Here is a 20,439-nt window from a genome sequence, read left to right as displayed (position 1 = left end):
AGCATTGCTTTATTTTTATTTTCCAGAATCTCCATAGTTTTTAAGCACACGAGCACTTGGATCATCAACATCACAGTTTTCCCATTCTTTATTTGGCATCCAGAAATCTTTGATCCATTTTCCTTGTTGTGGGAAGAATGATTCAAAAATATCTCTATACATTAATGATTCTTTGGTGAAAGGTGTACAATATGAATATTTATCTTTAGCATTTAAAACATCTTCATCACTGTATTTATCTTCAGCTAATTCTTTTAAATAATCTACCATTGAATGACCAACAGCATCAGAAAAAGCTGCTTTTTCTCTAAATAAAATATCGTGTGGTAAATAATCAGTTCCTTCAAAAGCATGTCTTAACAAATATTTTCCTTTATTATAAACATTCATTTTTTTAGCAGGATCAATAGACATAGAATAATCAACAAAATCAAGATCAGCAAAAGGAACACGTCCTTCAAGAGCATGTGCAGAAATACAACGATCGGCTCTTAAGACATCATACATATAAAGTTCTTTGATTCTTTTACTTGCTTCTTCTTGGAAAGCTTTAGCGTTAGGTGCAAAATCAGTATATTTATAACCAAATAATTCATCTGAAACTTCACCAGTCATAATAACTTTAATATCGGTATTTTGGTGAATATATTTACATAAAATATACATGGCCATACTCGCACGAATTGTTGTAATATCGAAAGTTTCGAGATGATAGATGACTTCTTTTAGATGTTGATAGAGATCTTCTTTATTCATAATAACTTCTGTATGTTCTGTTCCTAAATAATCAGCAACTTGTTTAGCATATTTTAAATCAATAGGATCACTTTCCATACCGATAGCGAAAGTACGAATAGGTTTATCTGATAATTTTTGACCAATGGCGCATACTAAAGAAGAATCTAATCCACCGCTTAATAAATATCCAATTGGTGCATCAGACATAAATCTTTTTTCTACGGCTTTTTCAAGTTTTGTTTTTAATTTTCCAGCAATTGTTTCTAAATCATCATCAACGATTGTTTTAGGATCACTTAAATCATTATAACAAACAAATTGACCATCTAAATAATAATGTCCTGGTGGAAAAGGCATAATATCATCACATAAATCAAATAAAGCTTTGGCTTCGGAAGCAAAACATATTTGATGTTCTTTTTTACTATAACCATAAAACATAGGTCTAATTCCCATTGGGTCTCTTGCTGCCATTAACTGTTTTGTTTTGTTATCGTATAAAACAAGAGCAAATTCAGCATCTAAATATTTACATAAAATTTCAAGTCCATATTGTTCATATAATGGAATCAAAACTTCACAATCACTACCAGATTTAAAAGTATAGCTACTTTCTAATTTTGTTTTTAATGCTGGATAGTTATATATTTCACCATTACATACAAGTGTATAATCTTTATAAACAAAAGGTTGATTTCCATTTGTTGATAAATCCATAATTGATAAACGGTTAAATCCCCATGTTATTCCATGATCAATTGAGACATGTTGATAATCAGGCCCACGATACGCTGCTTTATCTAAAGCTTTTTGGAAAACCTGTAATTCAAATTCTTCACTTCCAACGACTAAAAAACCACACATTTTAATATCCCCCTTATAATTAAAAAACGCACATAGTGTGCGAGTATCGTGTAACATATAAATCCAAAGATATACATGGTACGGAAAATACTTCAAAGAGTACTCGATACCCGCTAGTTGTAACATAACTAGAGACGTTCTAGCCTACTTGCATTGCTTTCGGTAGACAGCTCGAAGGTGTTCTTCATATTTTCGTTCACTGCTAGTCTTTCACCTTCTACTAGCTCGCTGTTGCTTCGTAAAAATACTACTCTCCTTGTCTTTGCTTTTAACTTGTTTACAGTATAGTATAGGATTTATAAAAAATCAATAAGAATTAATTAATATGATAAAAAATATTTAATTTTATACAATTATAAAATGTGAATAACTTTTGAGACAAATTTGAGACAAAAAACATAAAAAAATCATGTATAATGTTAATGTCTAGAAAAATATAAATAAAGGAGTTTAAAAATGCCAAAAGATATACACATGTTAGTAAGTATGATTAATATGAAATTAAGAGACGATGATATGCAATTATCACATGTTCTTTCTGTTTATGATTTGGATGAAACTGAGTTTATGAAAAGATTAGATGAAAACGAATATTTTTATGATGAAAGTACAAATCAAATTAAAACAAAATAATTGTTTTATCGAAGAATAGTGATATAATTATGAATACTTAAACGGAGGGAATTTAAATGTTAAAATTAGAAGATTTTAAAGCGGCTAAAAAAAGAGTTGATGAAGTTATCTTACCAACTCATTTAATACATAGTGATGCCTTTTCTGAAGAATGTGGAAATGATGTCTACATCAAACCTGAAAACTTACAAAAAACAGGAGCTTTCAAAATTAGAGGGGCTTACAATAAAATTATGAAATTAGATGATGAAGCAAAGAAAAAAGGGTTAATTGCTTCTTCAGCTGGAAATCATGCACAAGGTGTTGCTTATGCAGCAAAAAAATTAGGGGTCAAAGCAACAATTTGTATGCCAGCACATACACCATTAATTAAAGTTGATGCTACAAAAGCACATGGGGCGGATGTTGTATTATATGGTGAAGCTTATGATGAAGCTTATGAAAAAGCTGTAGAATTACAAAAAAGTGAAGGATACACTTTTGTTCATCCTTTTGATGATGAAGATGTTATGGAAGGGCAAGGAACAATTGCTTTAGAAATTATGGAAGAACTTCCAGATGTTGATTATATTTTAGTACCAATTGGTGGTGGTGGATTAATTTCAGGTATTGCTTGTGCAGCAAAGCAAATCAATCCATCTGTTAAAATCGTTGGTGTTGAACCAGAAGGTGCAGCGAGTGCCCTTGCCGCAGTTGAAGATGATCAACTTGTTAAATTAAGTGAAGTAAGTACAATCGCTGATGGTACAGCAGTTAAACAAATTGGAGAAACTCCATTTGAATATATTAAAAAATATGTTGATGAAATCGTAACTGTAAGTGATTATGAATTGATGGAAGCCTTCTTATTACTTGTTGAAAAACATAAATTAATTGCTGAAGGATCAGGTATTTTATCATTAGCAGCTTTAAAGAAATTACATTGTAAACGTAAAAAAGTTGTTTCACTTATTTCAGGTGGAAATATGGATGTTATGACAATTTCTTCGATGATCAATAAGGGACTTATTTCAAGAGGAAGAATTTTAACATTCTCTGTACAATTACAAGATATTCCAGGACAATTAGAAGTTGTTTCTCATTTACTTAATGAATGTAATGCAAATGTTATTGGAGTTGAACATAACCAATTTAAAAACTTTGCTCGTTTCTCTGAAGTAGAATTAAGAGTGACTTGTGAAACAAATGGTGAAGCTCATATTCAAGCGATTGCTGATAAATTTAAAGAAAATGGTTATATTATTCAAAAAATTAACTAATCTTATAAACCGCTTAGGCGGTTTTTTATTTTCGATGAGGTGAAGATCATGATTTATAAATATTTTAAAGAGTGTAAAAAATTAACTGTATTGATTACTTTATTAGGCATGCTTATTGGTATGCTTTTTTTTATAACTAAAGATACACCACCAACACTGGTACTAAAAAAGAAAAAAATCAATATTGAATATGGACAAACTTATTATGCTAATTTTAAAGGCTTAGTGGATACAACAGGAATGAGTAAAGAGGAGATTTGTTATTTAAAAAAGAATGTAAGTATAACAGATAATCTTCAAAATGAAGATCAAAAAAGTTATCCAGCAGTAGGAAAATATAAGATTTTTATAAAATATAATAATAAGCTTTCAACGATTCAAATTATTTGTAAAGATACATTAGCACCTGTACTGGCATTTCCTAAAAATGTAGATGTTATAAAAGAAAGTGATTTAGAAAGTATTGATTTTAAATCATTGATCATAGCTACCGATTTATCACCATTAAAAGAAATTCAAATAGATACAAGTCAAATCGATATTCATAGAATAGGTGAATATCAAGTAAAAGTATTTGTAGAAGATATTTATAAAAATAGAAGAGAAAAAGAATTTAAGGTCAATGTTATAGAAAATAAACAAGAAACAACTAATTCTCAAAATAATCAAGAAAATAATATGAATAAGATTGAAAGTGAAAATAATAAACCGAATGAGGACATTACAATCTCTCAATCAAATGAAAAAAATAATGTAAAGGATCATTTAGATAATGATCATCAACAAACAAAGCCCCAACAAACGGTTTATTGGTATGAATGTTATCTTTGTGGATTATATGTTGATTCAAATGTTTCTTTAGAAGATGCTAAAAAGAAGTTTGATCAAACAAAGTGTACAGATGCTATTGAATTTTCAGGAATAGAGTGGAGACATAGTAGATTTCATTATGGAATTAATCATTCTTAGAAAATTGAAGGAGGAGTAAAAGTGAATTGTGTTTATAAGTGGATTTTAGGTCCGTAGGCAATCAGAGATTGTCTTTTTTTATTAGAAATTATTTATGATGGAGGAATATGAAATGAAACAGAAAAAAATATTTGATAAAGTTATGAAAATATTTGCAGTTATGGTGTTTATTTTATCTATGTGTTTTTCACAAAAATATGCAAATAATGTCGAAGCATGGGATAATAGTACACCTCATGAATTTACACGTATTAAACAAATTGATTATCCATGGTGGTGGTCTTCTAAAATAAGTAGTGCGAAAAAATGGTCCACTTATATGTGTAAGTATGATAATAAATATGCTTATTGTTTAGAAGCAAGTAAAAAATCACCATCAGCTGGAAAATACCCAGCTCAAGTGATTGAAAATAATGAGGCTGTAAGAAAAATTCTTTATTATGGATTTGGAGGACCAGGCTATGATCAAGCAATTAAAGAAATGTATACAGTTGAATTAAATTCTTGTGTTCCTGATGATTTTGGAGAAAAGCATGGTAACTTTGATGATGGTGCTTATTTGTTTACCCATATTTGGCTTTCTTATGCTTATGGCGGAGATTTAATGGGGTTAAACTTAAAAGATTTCAATGCTAAATGGCCAAATGCAGATGGTAATAGTGGTTATGGAGATAATATTTTATGGGGCTATAACTGGCTTATGAATCAACCTGATATTGGTTATGCTTATTTTAGCCCCAGTCAAGATGGTGGAGTTACAGCCTCTTTTAAGGCTGAATTTGATAAGGTAAATAAACTTCAAAAAACAAATACTGTTAAATTAGAAGGAACAAGTCATTCTACCATTCAAGTTCCTTTACAAAATAATGTTACACTATATAACGTAACAAAAGGAACGATGCAAACAGGGGGAACGGTAACTGTAAATGGTGGAGAAAGTTTCTATTTAACAGCACCATGCAAAAATAGTCCAGAAAATTATAAGTCAGGAAATATTGCGGGAAAAGGTTGTGAAATGTTTACTGCATTAGCTATTAAAGATGGTGCAGAAGGAACACAAACAGAAGGTTCATGGAATTTAGATCCTGATGGAAATAAATTAAAATATGAAGTTGAATGGTTGGATTTTGGAGCGTTACGCCTTTCTAAGGTAGATAATACTTCTGAATTTCAAAAAAATTCTAAATTTAGATTAATTTCAACTTCTTATACAGGATATGATGAAACTTTTGAAGTCACAAAAGATGAAAATGGAGATTATGAATTATTTATTGATTATTTACCTGTAGGAACTTATTCACTTACTGAGATTGAATGTGAAGATCACTTTGCACCTGTTGTTGCTAAATGGCAAGTGACAATTGTAAAAGATAAGACAACAAAGAAAATTGTTGTAAATACATTAAGACCAACAGGAACATTAAAACTTCAAAAGAAACTTGAAGATGCATGTCAAGGAGCTGTTGATCTTGCAGATAAAGATATTAAAAAAACAAAATATAAAGTTGTAGCAATGAATGATATTGTTGATACAGTATCTTTGAAAAAATTATATTCTAAAGGGGAAATAATTACTTTAGGAAGTGGAAAATGTATTGTTGATACAAATGATGGTCAAATGATTACTTATTCAAATGGTGTACAAGTTTCAAAAGGGATAATGAATGAAGAAGGAATTATTTCTGTAGATGAAAATGGTCAATTAGAAATGACAGGAATTCCTCTTGGAAAATATCAAGTTGTTGAAGTTTCATGCCCTCAAGGTTATGTTTTAGATTCTACACCTTATGATTTTGAAATTACACAAAAAGATCATACAACAACAATTTATACAAACTCTCATGAACAAACAAATCAAATTACTAAGACAACATTTACTAAAACCGATGTTACTGGTGATCAAGAAGTTAGTGGTGCTAAAATGTCTATTACGGATTTAGAGGGAAAAGTTATTGATGAATGGATTTCATCTAATAAGGCCCATGAAATAGATGGATTAGAAAGTGGAAAAACTTATTATTTAAATGAGGATACAAGTCCAGCAGGATATGTAAAAGCAACGAAAATTGAATTTAAAGTCAATGAAGATGGAAAAATTCAAAAAGTAAATATGAAAGATAAAGTTGTAACAATTTCTAAAGTAACTTTAGGTGGTGAAGAAATTCAAGGAGCTTTATTACAAGTAATAGATGAGGAAGGAAATACAGTTGATCAATGGTATAGTGATGGAAATGAACATCCTGTAAGTGGGTTAGAAGAAGGAAAAACGTATACTTTACATGAAGATTTAGCACCTTTAGGATTTAATTTAGTAAATGATATATCTTTTACAGTTTCTTATGAAAAAGAAAATCAAAAAATAGAAATGATTGATACTTTTGTTAAAGTTTATAAACAAAAAGAAGATGGCAATTTGTTAAAAGGGGCACAGCTTACAGTTGTTTCTACAAAAACAAAAAATAGAATTGATCAATGGATTACAGGACAACATATTTTTGATATTAATGATGTTATGAAGAAAAAATTGTTAAAAGGGGATATGTGTCAAGGTAAAAATGAAGAAGGTATTGAATATAAAGTTGTTCCCCAATTAAAATCAAATGATTATTTTTTAATGTTGAAAGATGGAGAAGATGTGACATATTATTGTATAGATATTCAAGGAGATGAGACAGCCCACTTAATACAAGGACTTAATAGTGGGGAAAAATATATTTTAAGAGAAACATTGACACCTTGTGGATATGCAACAGCTAAAGAACAAATTTTTGAAATAAGAGAAAAGAATATTGTTTTAAAAGTTGTTGATGAAGATATTAAAGTGGATATTTCTAAAAAAGACATAACAAATAAAAAAGAATTGTCTGGAGCTCATTTACAAGTGAAAAATGAAGATGGAGAAGTTCTTGATTCTTGGATTTCAACTGATCAAGAACACCGCATTTGTCATTTGGAAGTTGGTAAAAAATATATTTTAGAAGAAACAATGGCACCTTATGGTTATGAAAAGAGTGAAAAAGTCGAATTTGTGATTAAAGATACTGGAGAAATACAAAAAGTCATCATGTATGATCAACCAATTATTCAAGCAATTAAAACAGGTGATAGTTCAAAGTTGAATTATTTTATAATGCTTGGTGCTTTAAGTGGAATTTGTATTTTTTTATGTAGAAAAAGGGATGTTAAATCCCCTAAATCTAAATGATTTCATCAATAAGACCATATTCTAAAGCTTCTAATGGATCTAAGTAGTAATCACGATCACAATCATGAATGATTTTTTCTAATGATTGTTTAGAATTTTCACTTAAAATAAGTGAAAGTTTTTTCTTTTGTTTGCATATTCTTTTAGCGTTTATTTCAATATCACTTGCTTGTCCTTCTAAAGAGGCAAGAGGTTGATGTATCATTATTTCACTATTTTTTAATGCACATCTTTTTCCTTTGGAACCTGCACTTAAAAGAATAGAAGCCATACTTGCTGCCATGCCGCAACAAATTGTGCTGACATCACATGAAACAAAGTTCATTGTATCAAAAATTGCTAGTCCTGCAGAAACACTACCGCCAGGTGAATTGATATACATGTAAATATCATTTTTATTATCTTGTGCTTCTAAATAAAGTAATTGACCAATAATTGAACTTGCCATGGCATCGTCGATAGTCCCTGTAAGTAGAATAATTCTTTCTTCTAAAAGTTTGGAATAGATATCGTAGGCATATTGATGATTTTTATCTTTTTCTATAACGGTTGGTATTAGATGCATAAAATAACCTCCATATGTAATTATAGAAATTAATAATAAAAATTATTCTTTGCACTGATGAAATAAGTAAAAATTTTTTTAAAAAAATAGTAGAAAATAGTGTAAGCGCTAACGATATAATGAAATGGGAATTATTAGAAAAATAAAGGAAAAATTAATGCATCTTATACAAGAAATCAACGTTGTAATAGTTGCTTTTGTGAAGTTTTTGACTTATAATAATGGCATAAAAGCTATTTACAAGGAGGAATATTAATAAAATGGCAGTAAAAGTAGCAATTAATGGATTTGGACGTATTGGACGTCTAGCATTCAGACAAATGTTTAATGCAGAAGGATATGAAGTTGTAGCAATCAACGATTTAACTAATCCTAAAATGTTAGCACACTTATTAAAATATGATTCAGCACAAGGTAAATATGCATTAGCTGATACAGTAGAAGCTGGTGAAGATTCAATCACAGTTGATGGAAAAGAAATCAAAATCTACGCTAAAGCTAACGCAGCTGAATTACCATGGGGAGAAATCGGTGTAGACGTAGTATTAGAATGTACTGGATTCTATGTATCTAAAGCTAAATCTCAAGCTCATATCGATGCTGGAGCTAAAAAAGTTGTTATCTCAGCACCTGCTGGAAATGACTTACCAACAATCGTATTCGGTGTAAACGAAGGTACTTTAAAAGCTTCTGACACTATCATCTCAGCAGCTTCATGTACAACTAACTGTTTAGCACCAATGGCTAACGCTTTAAATAATTTAGCACCAATCAAATCTGGTATCATGTTAACAGTACATGCTTACACTGGAGATCAAATGGTATTAGATGGACCTCATAGAAAAGGTGACTTAAGAAGAGCTCGTGCAGCTGCAGTTAACATCGTTCCTAACTCAACAGGTGCTGCAAAAGCAATCGGATTAGTAATCCCAGAATTAAATGGTAAATTAATTGGTTCTGCACAACGTGTACCAGTTCCAACTGGATCTACAACTATCTTAACTTCAGTTGTTGAAGGTGAAGTTACAGTTGAAGAAGTAAATGCAGCTATGAAAGCAGCAACTACTCCATCATTCGGATATACTGAAGAACCATTAGTATCTTCTGATATCGTAGGAATCACTTACGGATCATTATTCGATGCAACTCAAACTATGGTTAAACCATTAGACAACGGAACTACTGAAGTTCAAACAGTTGCTTGGTATGACAACGAAAACTCATATACTTCTAACATGGTTAGAACTATTAAATATTTTGCTGAATTAGCTTAATCTAGCGAAAAATATGCTAAATAAAAAAAGGGTTTCAAGATAGAAGAAGCCCTTTTTTTTACGCCAAAACCCGCATGAAATCAACATTTTTTTGATTTGCGGGTTTTTATTTTTTGTAAGTAAAATAATGCTCAAAAATGCCCTAAAAATGGGCTATACCAAAAAAATACCAAAAAAATTCGAAAAAAGTGCAAAATTTCCACCAAAAAAGCATCAAAAAATCATTAATTTTTGATGCTTAAAATAAGTGTCTATTCAGGGTTATTTTTATAACATTCGACAAGTGGATAAAGGATATTCACAATCGAATTATAGGTTTTTTTATCGATAAGATTTTTTGTATTAATTGCGTAATCAAAAACCTTGGATAGTTTTTCTATTCTTTGATGATCTTCGTTATAATCTCCTTTAGTAACTAATTGAATATTCTCTTCAAATAAATCAATGAGTGTACTAGAATTATCTTCATCATCCAAATCAAAGAGCTTCAATACATATATTAAATCATTTTGATTTTTAATGTGCTTAACTATTTCAATATTCGCTTTATAAATAGCAATTTTAATTTGTTTTAATAATTCTTCACTAATTGATAGATCTCTATCAAAGTCTATTCTCCCACAAAAATATTGTAAATTACCAATCAAGAAGTAATCTTCCATGATCATCACATCGGCATCTTCTCCGGTAAGTACTTCAACAGGTAATTGAAAATAAAACAAAGAGAAAGCATGGATGAAAGATGAAAGAAATAGAATATATTCAAGTTGGAGATTATCAATTACCGAACTTAAAAGTAGAAGAAATGCATTTAAATCGCTTTGGAAGAGCAAAACTAGATTATTTAAAGAAGCATGATTATCTACTATATTTCAAATTATTATCAAAAAATGAATTAAATGATTATCTATTAAAAGTACAAAAAGAAGCTGATGATTTATATGACAGATTGGTTGAAGAATATAAGACCAAGTGGAATGTTACTGAAGAACTTAAATAAAACGATCAAATGAAGTGGGTTCAAATGATGAATAATATTAAGAGCTGTGTGGATGAAATTGTATATAAGACACTTTTAAATTAATAATGTAAGCTATTTTCAATTATGAAAGTAGCTTTTTTAGATAGGTGTAACTATTTAATTTTTTATTTTCGTGCCATAAAACTGACTTCCATGCCAGAAAGATACCGATTTAAAAGAAAATAAATAAAATAATAAGTGTAGAGAGGAAATATAAAAAATATTTCAAAAAATACTTGAGTATAAAGTGACTCTATAGTCTATGTTAAAGATGTCAAAGGAGGAAATGACTTATGGAAAAGAGTAAAAAGACATTAAAAATGATTGGAATTTGTATTATTGGACTTGTAATTGTGGTGGCTGTAAATATATTGAAAAAACCAGAAGATCCATTTAAAAATGATGATCGTGTTAAACTTGGATATCAACATGTTGAAGAAAGTGATATATTGAATAGTAAAGATTATGATTCATATTATGTTTATTTCTATGAAACAGGAAATGAAAAATGTAAAGATACAAATGAAGTGGTCAAATCTTATATTAGAGGAAAATCAAGTATTTATGTATTCAATATGGAAGAAGCAAAAGATATCAAAACAGGAAAAGATCTTGATTATAAAAACGTTACAGATTATAAAGGTATCACAGTAAAACAAGTACCAATGCTCATTCATGTAGAAAACAAAAAGATTGATCATGTTTATTACAAAGCAAGTGATATTAAAAAAGCACTTGATTAATAAAAAATGTCATGGAGAAACGTTCGCATATTATTCAATCAATTCGTAATTTTAAAGATATTGAAAATCAAGTAAATTTAGATATTAATAGAATTGTACGTAATAGCTTTCAATTAATAAAACCCAAAGTAACCTGTGTTATTATTAATGATAATAATGATCAATTAATAAACAGTATAAAAAAAGAAATGAAAATATTTGATGAGATTATTGTAGCTAATATTCAAAAAGAATCGTTTACAAATAAAATAAATTGTTTCTTAAGTAAGAATAAGATTTAATGTTATCAATATGATAATAAACAAGAAATTCAAAATGATATTTTACAGTATGTTCATTGTTCTTGGTGTATTTTCTTAGAAGTGAATGAAAATTTTGATAAGAAAAATAAAGATATTTTATATAATATTTTCTCCCTATTTAATGAAGCGATTGAAAAGGAAAATATAATGTTTACATTTTATAATTTGAAGAATAATGAATACTATCATGCACATGCGATTTATAGTCAACATAATCATGAATCAAACATTAACGTAGAATTGAATATTTAATTAATAGAATGATCCACTCATTAAATAGACATGGGTGGATCATTGTTTTATACTTAATATAAGAGGATGTAAGAGAGGTAGATAAATGCAATGTTTAGTTGTTGATGATGATAGAAAGTTTAGTTATAAATTAAGTGGTTATATTGATAGTTTTTTAAAAGGAATTTTTAAAAACTATCAAGTGTTAGAAATAAATGAAAAGTTTGCTGATTTTTCTCAATATCAGAATATTGATTTGTTATTTATTGATATCGATTTAAAGGACTTAAATGGTATCAACATTATAAAAAGATTACAAATGAACAATGTTGATTATCCGATTATTTATGTATCATCAAGACAAGAACTTGTTTTTTCTTCTCTTTCAACACAACCGTTTTATTTTGTAAGAAAACAAAATTTAGAAAATGATTTAAAAGAATTATTTAAGCTATTAAATATTTATTATAAAAAGACAATGAAGATGATCACATTTGATTATTATGGACGAAAGACAAGTATCTTTTTAAAAGACATCCATTATATTACTTCTTTTGGACATGATATCAGTATTGTATGTGATCAAGAAACGTATACTTATCGCTCTAGTTTAAAAGATGCTTTAAAACTGATAGATAGTCCAATTATTGTACAAGTTCACAGAAGCTATGCAGTATCTATGATGTACATTAAAGAAGTAGATAAAAATAATATTATATTAAAAGATGAAACATGTATTACACTTGGAAAAAAATATGTAGATGAATTCATGTTTCAATATAGGGAGTATTTGATATCATGAGTTTATTTGATTTAGTTATAAATATTATTGAAAGTTCTATTATGTGTTATTTTATCTATAAATATTTTGATTTTAAACAGGTGGAAAAACTATGGCTTTTTATTCTTGCTGTTTTTGCAACAATAACGGCAGGAAATTATTTTATTAGTGAAAGTTGGTTGGCAATTGTTTTATTGGCTGGAGTACTTATTTTGTTTTTGAAAGTTTTCAATAAAAAAATGAGTATAGAGAATATTATTGTTTGTTTATCAGTTTTGATAATGGACTTGGTTTGCAATATGATTACTTTAATATTAGGAAGTTCACTGGATTTTATAATATCTGATCCAGCAGCAAAGCTAAAGATTCTAATGATTGTTTCTAAAACAATGTATTTATTGTTTTCTTTGTATATTTTGAATAGAAAAATGAAATATAATTCTAATTTGGATACTAAAAGATGGACGAGTATTATAAGCGTTTTCTTGATTCTATTATTAGAACTTTATATTCTTGCTAATGATTATACGATTAACAATATAAATCCAACAGATACTTTATTCTGCATGTTCTTAACTGCCATAGTTACCTTGGTTATATTTAACATTTATGGGAAACTTTTAAAAGAAAATGAAGAATCAACACGTATTCGTTTAAAAAATGAAGAAATAAGATATAAGAAAGAAAATGAAAAAGTGCTTTCTAAAATGTCTGAAGATATTTATCAATTAGAACATAATTTAAGATATATCTTAATGCAGGTAAAACTAAATGAACAAAATAAAAAATATGATGAAAATATTGAATTGATAGATCAGTATATTCGTAACTTTGGAAAATTTAAAGCCATTATTAATACTGATAATCCTTATTTTGATTATTTTATGAATCAAAAAATTAATGATTTAAGTAATAATGGAATAGATGTTCATACATCTATTAATATTTCACATTCAGATTATTATTTAGATAGAGAATATGTAGAATACCTCATAAAAGTTATTAATTTATTTAAATTAGAAGCTACCCAAATAACAATCAATATCTATGAAAAGCAAGAATTTAATATTATCGAAGTTCTGACTTCGAAAAATATGAAACTAACATTTGATAATTCTCTTAAACAATTAGCACAGCATTTAGATGCTCAATATAAAGTGACACAAGATAATGAGTTATGTGTTTTTAAAAGTATTCAATCAATGAAGTAGGTTAAAATAGCCTACTTTTTTATTTTTGTGCCATAAAAGTCACTTCCATGCCAGAAAGATACCTATTAGAAAGAAAATAAATAAAATAATAAGTGTAGAGAGGGAATATAAAAAATATTTCAAAAAGTACTTGAGTATAAAGTGACTCTATAGTCTATGTTGAAGGTGTCAAAGGAGGAAATGACTTATGGAAAAGAGTAAAAAGACATTAAAAATGATTGGAATTTGTATTATTGGAATTGTGATTGTGGTGGCAGTAAATATGTTGAAGAAACCAGAAGATCCATTTAAAAATGATGATCGTGTTAAACTTGGATATCAACATGTTGAAGAAAGCGATATATTGAATAGTAAAGATTATGATTCATATTATGTTTATTTCTATGAAACAGGAAATGAAAAATGTAAAGATACAAATGAAGTGGTCAAATCTTATATTAGAGGAAAATCAAGTATTTATGTATTCAATATGGAAGAAGCAAAAGATATCAAAACAGGAAAAGATCTTGATTATAAAAACGTTACAGATTATAAAGATATTACAATAAAACAAGTACCAATGTTGATTCATGTAGAAAACAAAAAGATTGATCATGTTTATTACAAAGCAAGTGATATTAAAAAAGCATTAGAATAGTAGGTGAAAGTTATGTTGAAGTTTGCATTAGAAATGTTGTGGACGGAAAGAAAAAAGACTTATGGTTTAATTATTTCTATTGTTACAACACTGGGTATTTGTTTATTGTTTTTACATTTTATTGTAAATCCTTATCTTGCTAGAAAGGTAACCTATGATGATATGCTTGATTTTAGTGAATCTTTCTGCATTATGCTGATGGGATTATTCATTTTAATGGTCTGTGTTTCGTTAATTTGTTATTCATGTAACTATTATATGAAACTTCATGCTAGAGAAATAGGAATGCTTAAAATTGCAGGATTTAATCAAGGTAAAGTAGTTCTTTATCAATTGATTCAAATGATTATGCTCATGATTGTTTCAGTAATAATCACCTGTTGTTTATCATTAGTGACAACACCCATCTTTTTAACGATTGTTTATCGTTATTGTCACATTCATCAAAGTGTTTTCTATTTTAACTTTAAATTATTTAAGATGTTAGGAATTTTAGTTGTTTGTATTTTAGTTATTTTAATCGCAATGCAAATCAACTATATCAACAATAATTCTTTATCATCACTTATTAAAGATAAATATATTACAACACAAAAAGAAGATCATCGTGTCTTTATCATTCCTGATTATATTTATATCTTAGGTTATTTCTTAGGACTTTATGCGATGTATGTAGGAGAAGAATTAGATGCTGGGTTTGCGATTGCTTCTTGTATTGGGGCTATTAGTGCTTATGGTTTGTTCTATTACTTTATTCCTCATACTTTAAATGAAATGGTTGATTCATTGAATCTAAAAGGCGAAGATACGATTGTTTTAGGTGATTTGGCTTTATTTATGCAACAAAGCAAACTATTAATTGTCTTTATTATGTTAGCTGTAATTTTAATACCAACATTTATTTTCTCATCAATTCATATGAAGATGTTGCATATTGCTTTACACATTGGTGCTATCTTAATTAATTTTGTTTTATGTTTAAGTGTTGTCAGTCGTTTTGATATCGATGCTTTAGAAAAGAAAGAACATTTTAAAAATTTATGTAAGATGGGACTTACAAATCAAGATGTCAAGAAAATATCTTATAAAGAAGGAAATGGATTTTATGTTGTATTATGGATTTTTGCAGGTATTTATATTTTAAGTATTGCTTGTACGTTTTTAATTCGTGCATCGATTGATTTAGGACTTGTTGGTATTGTTTTACTTGAGTTTGTTGTTCCTTATGGAATGGCTGAATTGATTGTTTATTTAAAGAAAAGAGGTCAAAATTATGAGTTACATGGAAATTAGAAATTTAAAGAAAGTTTATAATCCTTATGGCATTCATCCTAAGGTGGCTTTAAATGGATTGGATTTTGAAGTAGAAAAAGGAGATTTTATTTGTATTATGGGAGCCTCTGGTTCAGGAAAAACAACACTTGTTAATATCTTGTCAACGATTGATGAAGCAACTCATGGACAAATTTTTCTTAATCAAAAAGATTTACTTCTTTTATCAGAAAAAGAAAAAGCAAATCTAAGAAAAGAAGAAATTGGATTTATTTTTCAAAATTATAATCTTATTGAATCATTAACAATCAAAAATAATATTTTATTTTCATTAAGACTTAATAAAGTAGATCAACAAACACAATTAGAAAAATTAAACGAACTTACAAAAATGTTAAATATCGAAGAAATCATTGATAAATATCCTTCCCAATGTTCAGGAGGACAACAACAAAGAGCAGCAATTGCGAGAGCGTTGATTAATGAGCCAAAGATCATCTTTGCGGATGAACCAACAGGAAATCTCGATAGTTTAAATGCTAGAGAATTGATGGAATATTTCGTTAAAATCAATGAAGAAAAACATACAACGATTATTATGGTTACTCATGATAGCTTTGTTGCTTCTTATTCAAAGAAAGTTTATTACATGAAAGATGGACATTTAGATTTATCGATTGATCGTAATACAAAATCACAAGATGATTATTATAAAGAAATTGTTAAAGTTACAACTCAAATGCATTTATAAATATTATAAAAAATAATTTGTGATATATTATTTTTCTAAATATAAATTTCGCTGAATTATATTTATCATATTTCATACAAAAAAAATACCAAATAAATTCATATTATTAATAAATAGTTAAGAATGGTATAAAATACAAATGAAAAAAAGCTTTGATAAATAAATATTATTAAATATATAAGTAGATAAAACAAAAATTAGCTTAATTTAGCGAAAAATATGCTAAATAAAAAAGGGTTTCAAGATAGAAGAAGCCTTTTTTTGCGCTAAAACCCGCATGAAATCAACGTTTTTTTGATTTGCGGGTTTTTAGTTTTTATGAATAAAATAATGCTTAAAACTGCCCTAAAAATGGGCTATACCAAAAAAATAACAAAAAAATGCAAAATTTTCACCAAAAAAGCACCAAAAAAATCATAGATTTTGATGCTTAAAATAATTATATAGTAAATTAATTGTGAAATATAAAATTAAATAGAACGCTAATGAAGAACTTAAACAAACAGGTAAATGATGAATAATATTTAATGATTGGTAAATGAAATTATTAAAATTTAAGATAGTGTAAAATAAAAACCAATTCGAGCTAATCCATGAATTGTTTTTTTTGTTGTTATGATAATTTTCCAGTTGCACTGCATGTAAGTGTGACAGTTCTTGTAACGGTTACACCTGGTGCATGTCCTGTAACACTAGCTATTGCTTTGTTACCACTCTTTGAGGCTTTTTTATTACTTAATGACCAACTAGAAGATGGCTTTACTTACATTTCTAATGTATAATTATACAAAAAGTATTTTGTTAAAAATCTGAAAGAAGTAAAAATGATGTTTGATCAATGAATGTTTGAACGATTATAAGATTTGCATAATCAAGAGTATTTTTATAGTTTTATTAAATTATTTTGTAATAAGTATTGACTGTGGAGCCACTCCATAGTGTTCAATGATGTCGAAAGGAGGAAAGGTAATATGAAAACAAATGAATTAGAAAAAGAAATTGGTCTTTCAAAGTACACAATTCGATATTATGAAAAGGAGGGGCTTATTCAACCTAAAAGAGAAGAAAATGGTTATCGTGATTATGACGATGAAACAGTTCAAAAGTTGAAAATTATTAAATTTTTAAGAAATCTTCAAATATCTGTTGATGATATTAAAGCTATCTTAGATGGTGAATTAGATTTTAGGCATTGTTTAAAAATCAATCAAGTGAACATGCAAAAACAAATAGAAAGTATGAATGAAATTAAAGATACAATAGATGATTATTATGATAAAGATCTACCTTTAATAGAAGAATTAAGTGAAATTAAAAATAATAATAATAAAATGGGATTAGGTTTTCAAAAAACGACTTCAACAGTTTCATTAGGAAGAAAACTTACACCAGAACTTGCAAGAAGACAATTAATTATTACTTTTATAGGAGCACTTGTAGTTGCTGTGTCATTTTCTAGAATGCCTTATGATTTAGGAAATATGAGAGTTTTAGTAGGCGTTGTATTTTTTATAGTTACATTTATGTTAATGATAGCATTTTCTTTTAAACAAACATCAGCGATGATGTTAGATAATATACTTAATCAATCTGTAGAATTTTTAAGTGATGGTATTTATTATTATCAATTTAATGGACCAATAAGTAATTTCAAATATTTCTTTGCGGTTGTTTTTAATAAAAAACATCAATTTATGCATAAATGTTTATATGAAGATATTAAAAAACTTGAAGTTATTGCTAAGAAAAAATATATGAGTACAGGAAGTCCATTGGCTTATGAAACTTATGTTTCTGATTTTAAATTCACATTTAAAGATGGACAAACATTCTATTTCTATTGGCCAATGATTTTAAATGATGATGCAAGATATATTGCGACAATTGTAGAAAAGAAAGTAGAATATATTGAAGATCCTTATAATATTCTTTATGCAATGAAACAAGGAATAAATCTTAATGATTATTTAATAGGAAGATTATAATAAAAGTATGCTATAAAAGAGTCAAATTTTAATTTGATTCTTTTGCATTTTTATAAAAAAACAAATAAAGGGTATATAAAATTTGCTGTTTTTGATACTCAAAATAGTTTGTAAACACCAAATCATAAAAAAACATCAAAAAAGATCAATGAAAAAAACGTTGATATAAAGGCAGAAAAAGAGGGGAATAGAGAAAAAAGATAAAAAAATACAGAAAAAAAGCTTTACAAAAGGGAGAGGGGATGGTAATATAAATGGGCACTCGACGAGAGAGTCAAGTGAGAGGACATTGAAAACTGAACAGGAAAGAATAAAACACAACGTCAATTAAGTTTAAGAAATAAAAAAGAGCTAAACAGACTAAGAGATTGTCTGAAAGGAATAAGACAATGGAGAGTTTGATCCTGGCTCAGGATGAACGCTGGCGGCGTGCCTAATACATGCAAGTCGAACGCTTCACTTCGGTGAAGAGTGGCGAACGGGTGAGTAATACATAAGTAACCTGGCATCTACAGGGGGATAACTGATGGAAACGTCAGCTAAGACCGCATAGGTGTAGAGATCGCATGAACTCTATATGAAAAGTGCTACGGGACTGGTAGATGATGGACTTATGGCGCATTAGCTGGTTGGTAGGGTAACGGCCTACCAAGGCGACGATGCGTAGCCGACCTGAGAGGGTGACCGGCCACACTGGGACTGAGACACGGCCCAGACTCCTACGGGAGGCAGCAGTAGGGAATTTTCGGCAATGGGGGAAACCCTGACCGAGCAACGCCGCGTGAAGGAAGAAGTAATTCGTTATGTAAACTTCTGTCATAGAGGAAGAACGGTGGATATAGGGAATGATATCCAAGTGACGGTACTCTATAAGAAAGCCACGGCTAACTACGTGCCAGCAGCCGCGGTAATACGTAGGTGGCGAGCGTTATCCGGAATTATTGGGCGTAAAGAGGGAGCAGGCGGCACTAAGGGTCTGTGGTGAAAGATCGAAGCTTAACTTCGGTAAGCCATGGAAACCGTAGAGCTAGAGTGTGTGAGAGGATCGTGGAATTCCATGTGTAGCGGTGAAATGCGTAGATATATGGAGGAACACCAGTGGCGAAGGCGACGATCTGGCGCATAACTGACGCTCAGTCCCGAAAGCGTGGGGAGCAAATAGGATTAGATACCCTAGTAGTCCACGCCGTAAACGATGAGTACTAAGTGTTGGGAGTCAAATCTCAGTGCTGCAGTTAACGCAATAAGTACTCCGCCTGAGTAGTACGTTCGCAAGAATGAAACTCAAAGGAATTGACGGGGGCCCGCACAAGCGGTGGAGCATGTGGTTTAATTCGAAGCAACGCGAAGAACCTTACCAGGTCTTGACATCGATCTAAAGGCTCCAGAGATGGAGAGATAGCTATAGAGAAGACAGGTGGTGCATGGTTGTCGTCAGCTCGTGTCGTGAGATGTTGGGTTAAGTCCCGCAACGAGCGCAACCCCTGTTGCCAGTTGCCAGCATTAAGTTGGGGACTCTGGCGAGACTGCCGGTGACAAGCCGGAGGAAGGCGGGGATGACGTCAAATCATCATGCCCCTTATGACCTGGGCTACACACGTGCTACAATGGACAGAGCAGAGGGAAGCGAAGCCGCGAGGTGGAGCGAAACCCATAAAACTGTTCTCAGTTCGGACTGCAGTCTGCAACTCGACTGCACGAAGATGGAATCGCTAGTAATCGCGAATCAGCATGTCGCGGTGAATACGTTCTCGGGCCTTGTACACACCGCCCGTCACACCATGAGAGTCGGTAACACCCGAAGCCGGTGGCCTAACCGCAAGGAAGGAGCTGTCTAAGGTGGGACTGATGATTGGGGTGAAGTCGTAACAAGGTATCCCTACGGGAACGTGGGGATGGATCACCTCCTTTCTAGGGAGAGAAAGTTGTGCTTTCTTGTTTGGTTTTGAATGTCCATGACATTCAAGAGGACATTGAAAACTGGATAGTAGTAAAAAA

The 20,439-nt window shown here is 29.7% G+C and carries 17 protein-coding genes, 1 rRNA gene and 1 pseudogene; 16 read left to right on the top strand and 3 right to left on the bottom strand.

Annotated elements, in window-relative coordinates:
* Positions 1-15 precede the first annotated feature (15 nt).
* Positions 16-1,602 carry an asparagine synthase B gene (gene asnB, locus Fi14EGH31_RS12855; protein WP_117346336.1) on the bottom strand — a complete coding sequence of 529 codons (1,587 nt, stop codon included), beginning with the start codon at positions 1,600-1,602 and terminating at the stop codon, positions 16-18.
* 456 nt (positions 1,603-2,058) lie between these two features.
* Here asnB and Fi14EGH31_RS12850 point away from each other — a divergent pair, with 456 nt between their 5' ends.
* From Fi14EGH31_RS12850 to Fi14EGH31_RS12835, 4 genes are all read left to right on the top strand, one after another.
* Complete coding sequence (locus tag Fi14EGH31_RS12850) at positions 2,059-2,235, top strand: DUF4250 domain-containing protein (RefSeq protein ID WP_022001248.1); 177 nt, start codon at positions 2,059-2,061, stop codon at positions 2,233-2,235.
* Positions 2,236-2,291: 56 nt separating this feature from the next.
* A complete protein-coding gene (gene ilvA, locus Fi14EGH31_RS12845) occupies positions 2,292-3,494 on the top strand; it encodes a threonine ammonia-lyase (RefSeq protein ID WP_107030096.1) in 1,203 nt (400 codons plus the stop codon).
* A gap of 48 nt (positions 3,495-3,542) precedes the next feature.
* Positions 3,543-4,463, top strand: a complete 921-nt coding sequence (locus Fi14EGH31_RS12840; protein ID WP_022001250.1) for a hypothetical protein — start codon at positions 3,543-3,545, stop codon at positions 4,461-4,463.
* 112 nt (positions 4,464-4,575) lie between these two features.
* Positions 4,576-7,668 (top strand): SpaA isopeptide-forming pilin-related protein, encoded by a 3,093-nt coding sequence (locus tag Fi14EGH31_RS12835; protein ID WP_118632861.1) that lies wholly within the window; start codon positions 4,576-4,578, stop codon positions 7,666-7,668.
* Here Fi14EGH31_RS12835 and Fi14EGH31_RS12830 read toward each other — a convergent pair.
* Positions 7,661-8,233: an ATP-dependent Clp protease proteolytic subunit gene (locus Fi14EGH31_RS12830; protein ID WP_022001252.1), complete on the bottom strand. Its 573-nt coding sequence runs from the start codon at positions 8,231-8,233 to the stop codon at positions 7,661-7,663. The two genes, Fi14EGH31_RS12835 and Fi14EGH31_RS12830, sit on opposite strands and share 8 nt — an antisense overlap.
* 260 nt (positions 8,234-8,493) lie before the next feature.
* Here Fi14EGH31_RS12830 and gap point away from each other — a divergent pair, with 260 nt between their 5' ends.
* Positions 8,494-9,507, top strand: coding sequence for a type I glyceraldehyde-3-phosphate dehydrogenase (gene gap, locus Fi14EGH31_RS12825; RefSeq protein WP_022001253.1), 1,014 nt, complete (start codon positions 8,494-8,496; stop codon positions 9,505-9,507).
* A 251-nt stretch (positions 9,508-9,758) separates the two neighbouring features.
* Here gap and Fi14EGH31_RS12820 read toward each other — a convergent pair whose 3' ends face one another.
* Positions 9,759-10,178, bottom strand: a complete 420-nt coding sequence (locus tag Fi14EGH31_RS12820) for a hypothetical protein (RefSeq protein WP_200764907.1) — start codon at positions 10,176-10,178, stop codon at positions 9,759-9,761.
* Positions 10,179-10,249: 71 nt separating this feature from the next.
* Between Fi14EGH31_RS12820 and Fi14EGH31_RS12815 the strand changes: the two are divergent.
* The 11 genes and pseudogenes from Fi14EGH31_RS12815 to Fi14EGH31_RS12765 all read left to right on the top strand — a co-directional run bounded on the left by Fi14EGH31_RS12815 (position 10,250) and on the right by Fi14EGH31_RS12765 (position 20,352).
* Positions 10,250-10,591 (top strand): annotated as a pseudogene (locus Fi14EGH31_RS12815) (TnpV protein).
* Between the two features lie 230 nt (positions 10,592-10,821).
* Positions 10,822-11,271, top strand: coding sequence for a hypothetical protein (locus tag Fi14EGH31_RS12810; protein WP_200764906.1), 450 nt, complete (start codon positions 10,822-10,824; stop codon positions 11,269-11,271).
* 11 nt (positions 11,272-11,282) lie between these two features.
* Entirely contained in the window at positions 11,283-11,552 is a 270-nt protein-coding gene (locus Fi14EGH31_RS12805; RefSeq protein WP_117346340.1) for a hypothetical protein, read from the top strand.
* Positions 11,553-11,910: 358 nt separating this feature from the next.
* Complete coding sequence (locus tag Fi14EGH31_RS12800) at positions 11,911-12,606, top strand: LytR/AlgR family response regulator transcription factor (RefSeq protein ID WP_200764905.1); 696 nt, start codon at positions 11,911-11,913, stop codon at positions 12,604-12,606.
* The gene (locus Fi14EGH31_RS12795) at positions 12,603-13,796 is read left to right on the top strand and encodes a hypothetical protein (protein WP_200764904.1); all 1,194 of its coding nucleotides are present in this window, start codon (positions 12,603-12,605) and stop codon (positions 13,794-13,796) included. The genes Fi14EGH31_RS12800 and Fi14EGH31_RS12795 overlap by 4 nt, the downstream gene beginning before the upstream one ends.
* A gap of 187 nt (positions 13,797-13,983) precedes the next feature.
* Entirely contained in the window at positions 13,984-14,433 is a 450-nt protein-coding gene (locus tag Fi14EGH31_RS12790) for a hypothetical protein (RefSeq protein WP_200764903.1), read from the top strand.
* Between the two features lie 12 nt (positions 14,434-14,445).
* Positions 14,446-15,726 (top strand): FtsX-like permease family protein, encoded by a 1,281-nt coding sequence (locus Fi14EGH31_RS12785; RefSeq protein ID WP_200764902.1) that lies wholly within the window; start codon positions 14,446-14,448, stop codon positions 15,724-15,726.
* On the top strand, positions 15,707-16,456 hold the full coding sequence (locus Fi14EGH31_RS12780; protein ID WP_200764901.1) for an ABC transporter ATP-binding protein: 750 nt from the start codon (positions 15,707-15,709) through the stop codon (positions 16,454-16,456). The genes Fi14EGH31_RS12785 and Fi14EGH31_RS12780 overlap by 20 nt, the downstream gene beginning before the upstream one ends.
* Positions 16,457-17,049: 593 nt before the next feature.
* Positions 17,050-17,238, top strand: coding sequence for a hypothetical protein (locus Fi14EGH31_RS12775; protein WP_200764900.1), 189 nt, complete (start codon positions 17,050-17,052; stop codon positions 17,236-17,238).
* A gap of 189 nt (positions 17,239-17,427) precedes the next feature.
* Positions 17,428-18,441, top strand: a complete 1,014-nt coding sequence (locus Fi14EGH31_RS12770) for a MerR family transcriptional regulator (protein ID WP_200764899.1) — start codon at positions 17,428-17,430, stop codon at positions 18,439-18,441.
* Between the two features lie 386 nt (positions 18,442-18,827).
* A 16S ribosomal RNA gene (locus tag Fi14EGH31_RS12765) occupies positions 18,828-20,352 on the top strand.
* The last annotated feature ends 87 nt before the right edge of the window (positions 20,353-20,439 follow it).

This window comes from Faecalibacillus intestinalis, assembly GCF_015097455.1.
In the GTDB taxonomy this organism is placed as follows: Bacteria; Bacillota_I; Bacilli_A; order Erysipelotrichales; family Coprobacillaceae; genus Faecalibacillus; species Faecalibacillus intestinalis.
Note: the sequence above shows the minus strand (reverse complement) of the source record. Positions and strands in the feature narration are given on the sequence as shown.

Coding starts and splice junctions, on each gene's coding strand:
- Fi14EGH31_RS12840 (WP_022001250.1), top strand. CDS start 3,543: ATGATTTATAAATATTTTAAAGAGTGTAAAAAATTAACTGTATTGATT.
- Fi14EGH31_RS12800 (WP_200764905.1), top strand. CDS start 11,911: ATGCAATGTTTAGTTGTTGATGATGATAGAAAGTTTAGTTATAAATTA.
- Fi14EGH31_RS12770 (WP_200764899.1), top strand. CDS start 17,428: ATGAAAACAAATGAATTAGAAAAAGAAATTGGTCTTTCAAAGTACACA.
- Fi14EGH31_RS12785 (WP_200764902.1), top strand. CDS start 14,446: ATGTTGAAGTTTGCATTAGAAATGTTGTGGACGGAAAGAAAAAAGACT.
- Fi14EGH31_RS12835 (WP_118632861.1), top strand. CDS start 4,576: ATGAAACAGAAAAAAATATTTGATAAAGTTATGAAAATATTTGCAGTT.
- Fi14EGH31_RS12805 (WP_117346340.1), top strand. CDS start 11,283: ATGGAGAAACGTTCGCATATTATTCAATCAATTCGTAATTTTAAAGAT.
- asnB (WP_117346336.1), bottom strand. CDS start 1,602: ATGTGTGGTTTTTTAGTCGTTGGAAGTGAAGAATTTGAATTACAGGTT.
- ilvA (WP_107030096.1), top strand. CDS start 2,292: ATGTTAAAATTAGAAGATTTTAAAGCGGCTAAAAAAAGAGTTGATGAA.
- Fi14EGH31_RS12830 (WP_022001252.1), bottom strand. CDS start 8,233: ATGCATCTAATACCAACCGTTATAGAAAAAGATAAAAATCATCAATAT.
- Fi14EGH31_RS12810 (WP_200764906.1), top strand. CDS start 10,822: ATGGAAAAGAGTAAAAAGACATTAAAAATGATTGGAATTTGTATTATT.
- Fi14EGH31_RS12850 (WP_022001248.1), top strand. CDS start 2,059: ATGCCAAAAGATATACACATGTTAGTAAGTATGATTAATATGAAATTA.
- Fi14EGH31_RS12795 (WP_200764904.1), top strand. CDS start 12,603: ATGAGTTTATTTGATTTAGTTATAAATATTATTGAAAGTTCTATTATG.
- Fi14EGH31_RS12780 (WP_200764901.1), top strand. CDS start 15,707: ATGAGTTACATGGAAATTAGAAATTTAAAGAAAGTTTATAATCCTTAT.
- Fi14EGH31_RS12790 (WP_200764903.1), top strand. CDS start 13,984: ATGGAAAAGAGTAAAAAGACATTAAAAATGATTGGAATTTGTATTATT.
- Fi14EGH31_RS12775 (WP_200764900.1), top strand. CDS start 17,050: ATGAATTGTTTTTTTTGTTGTTATGATAATTTTCCAGTTGCACTGCAT.
- gap (WP_022001253.1), top strand. CDS start 8,494: ATGGCAGTAAAAGTAGCAATTAATGGATTTGGACGTATTGGACGTCTA.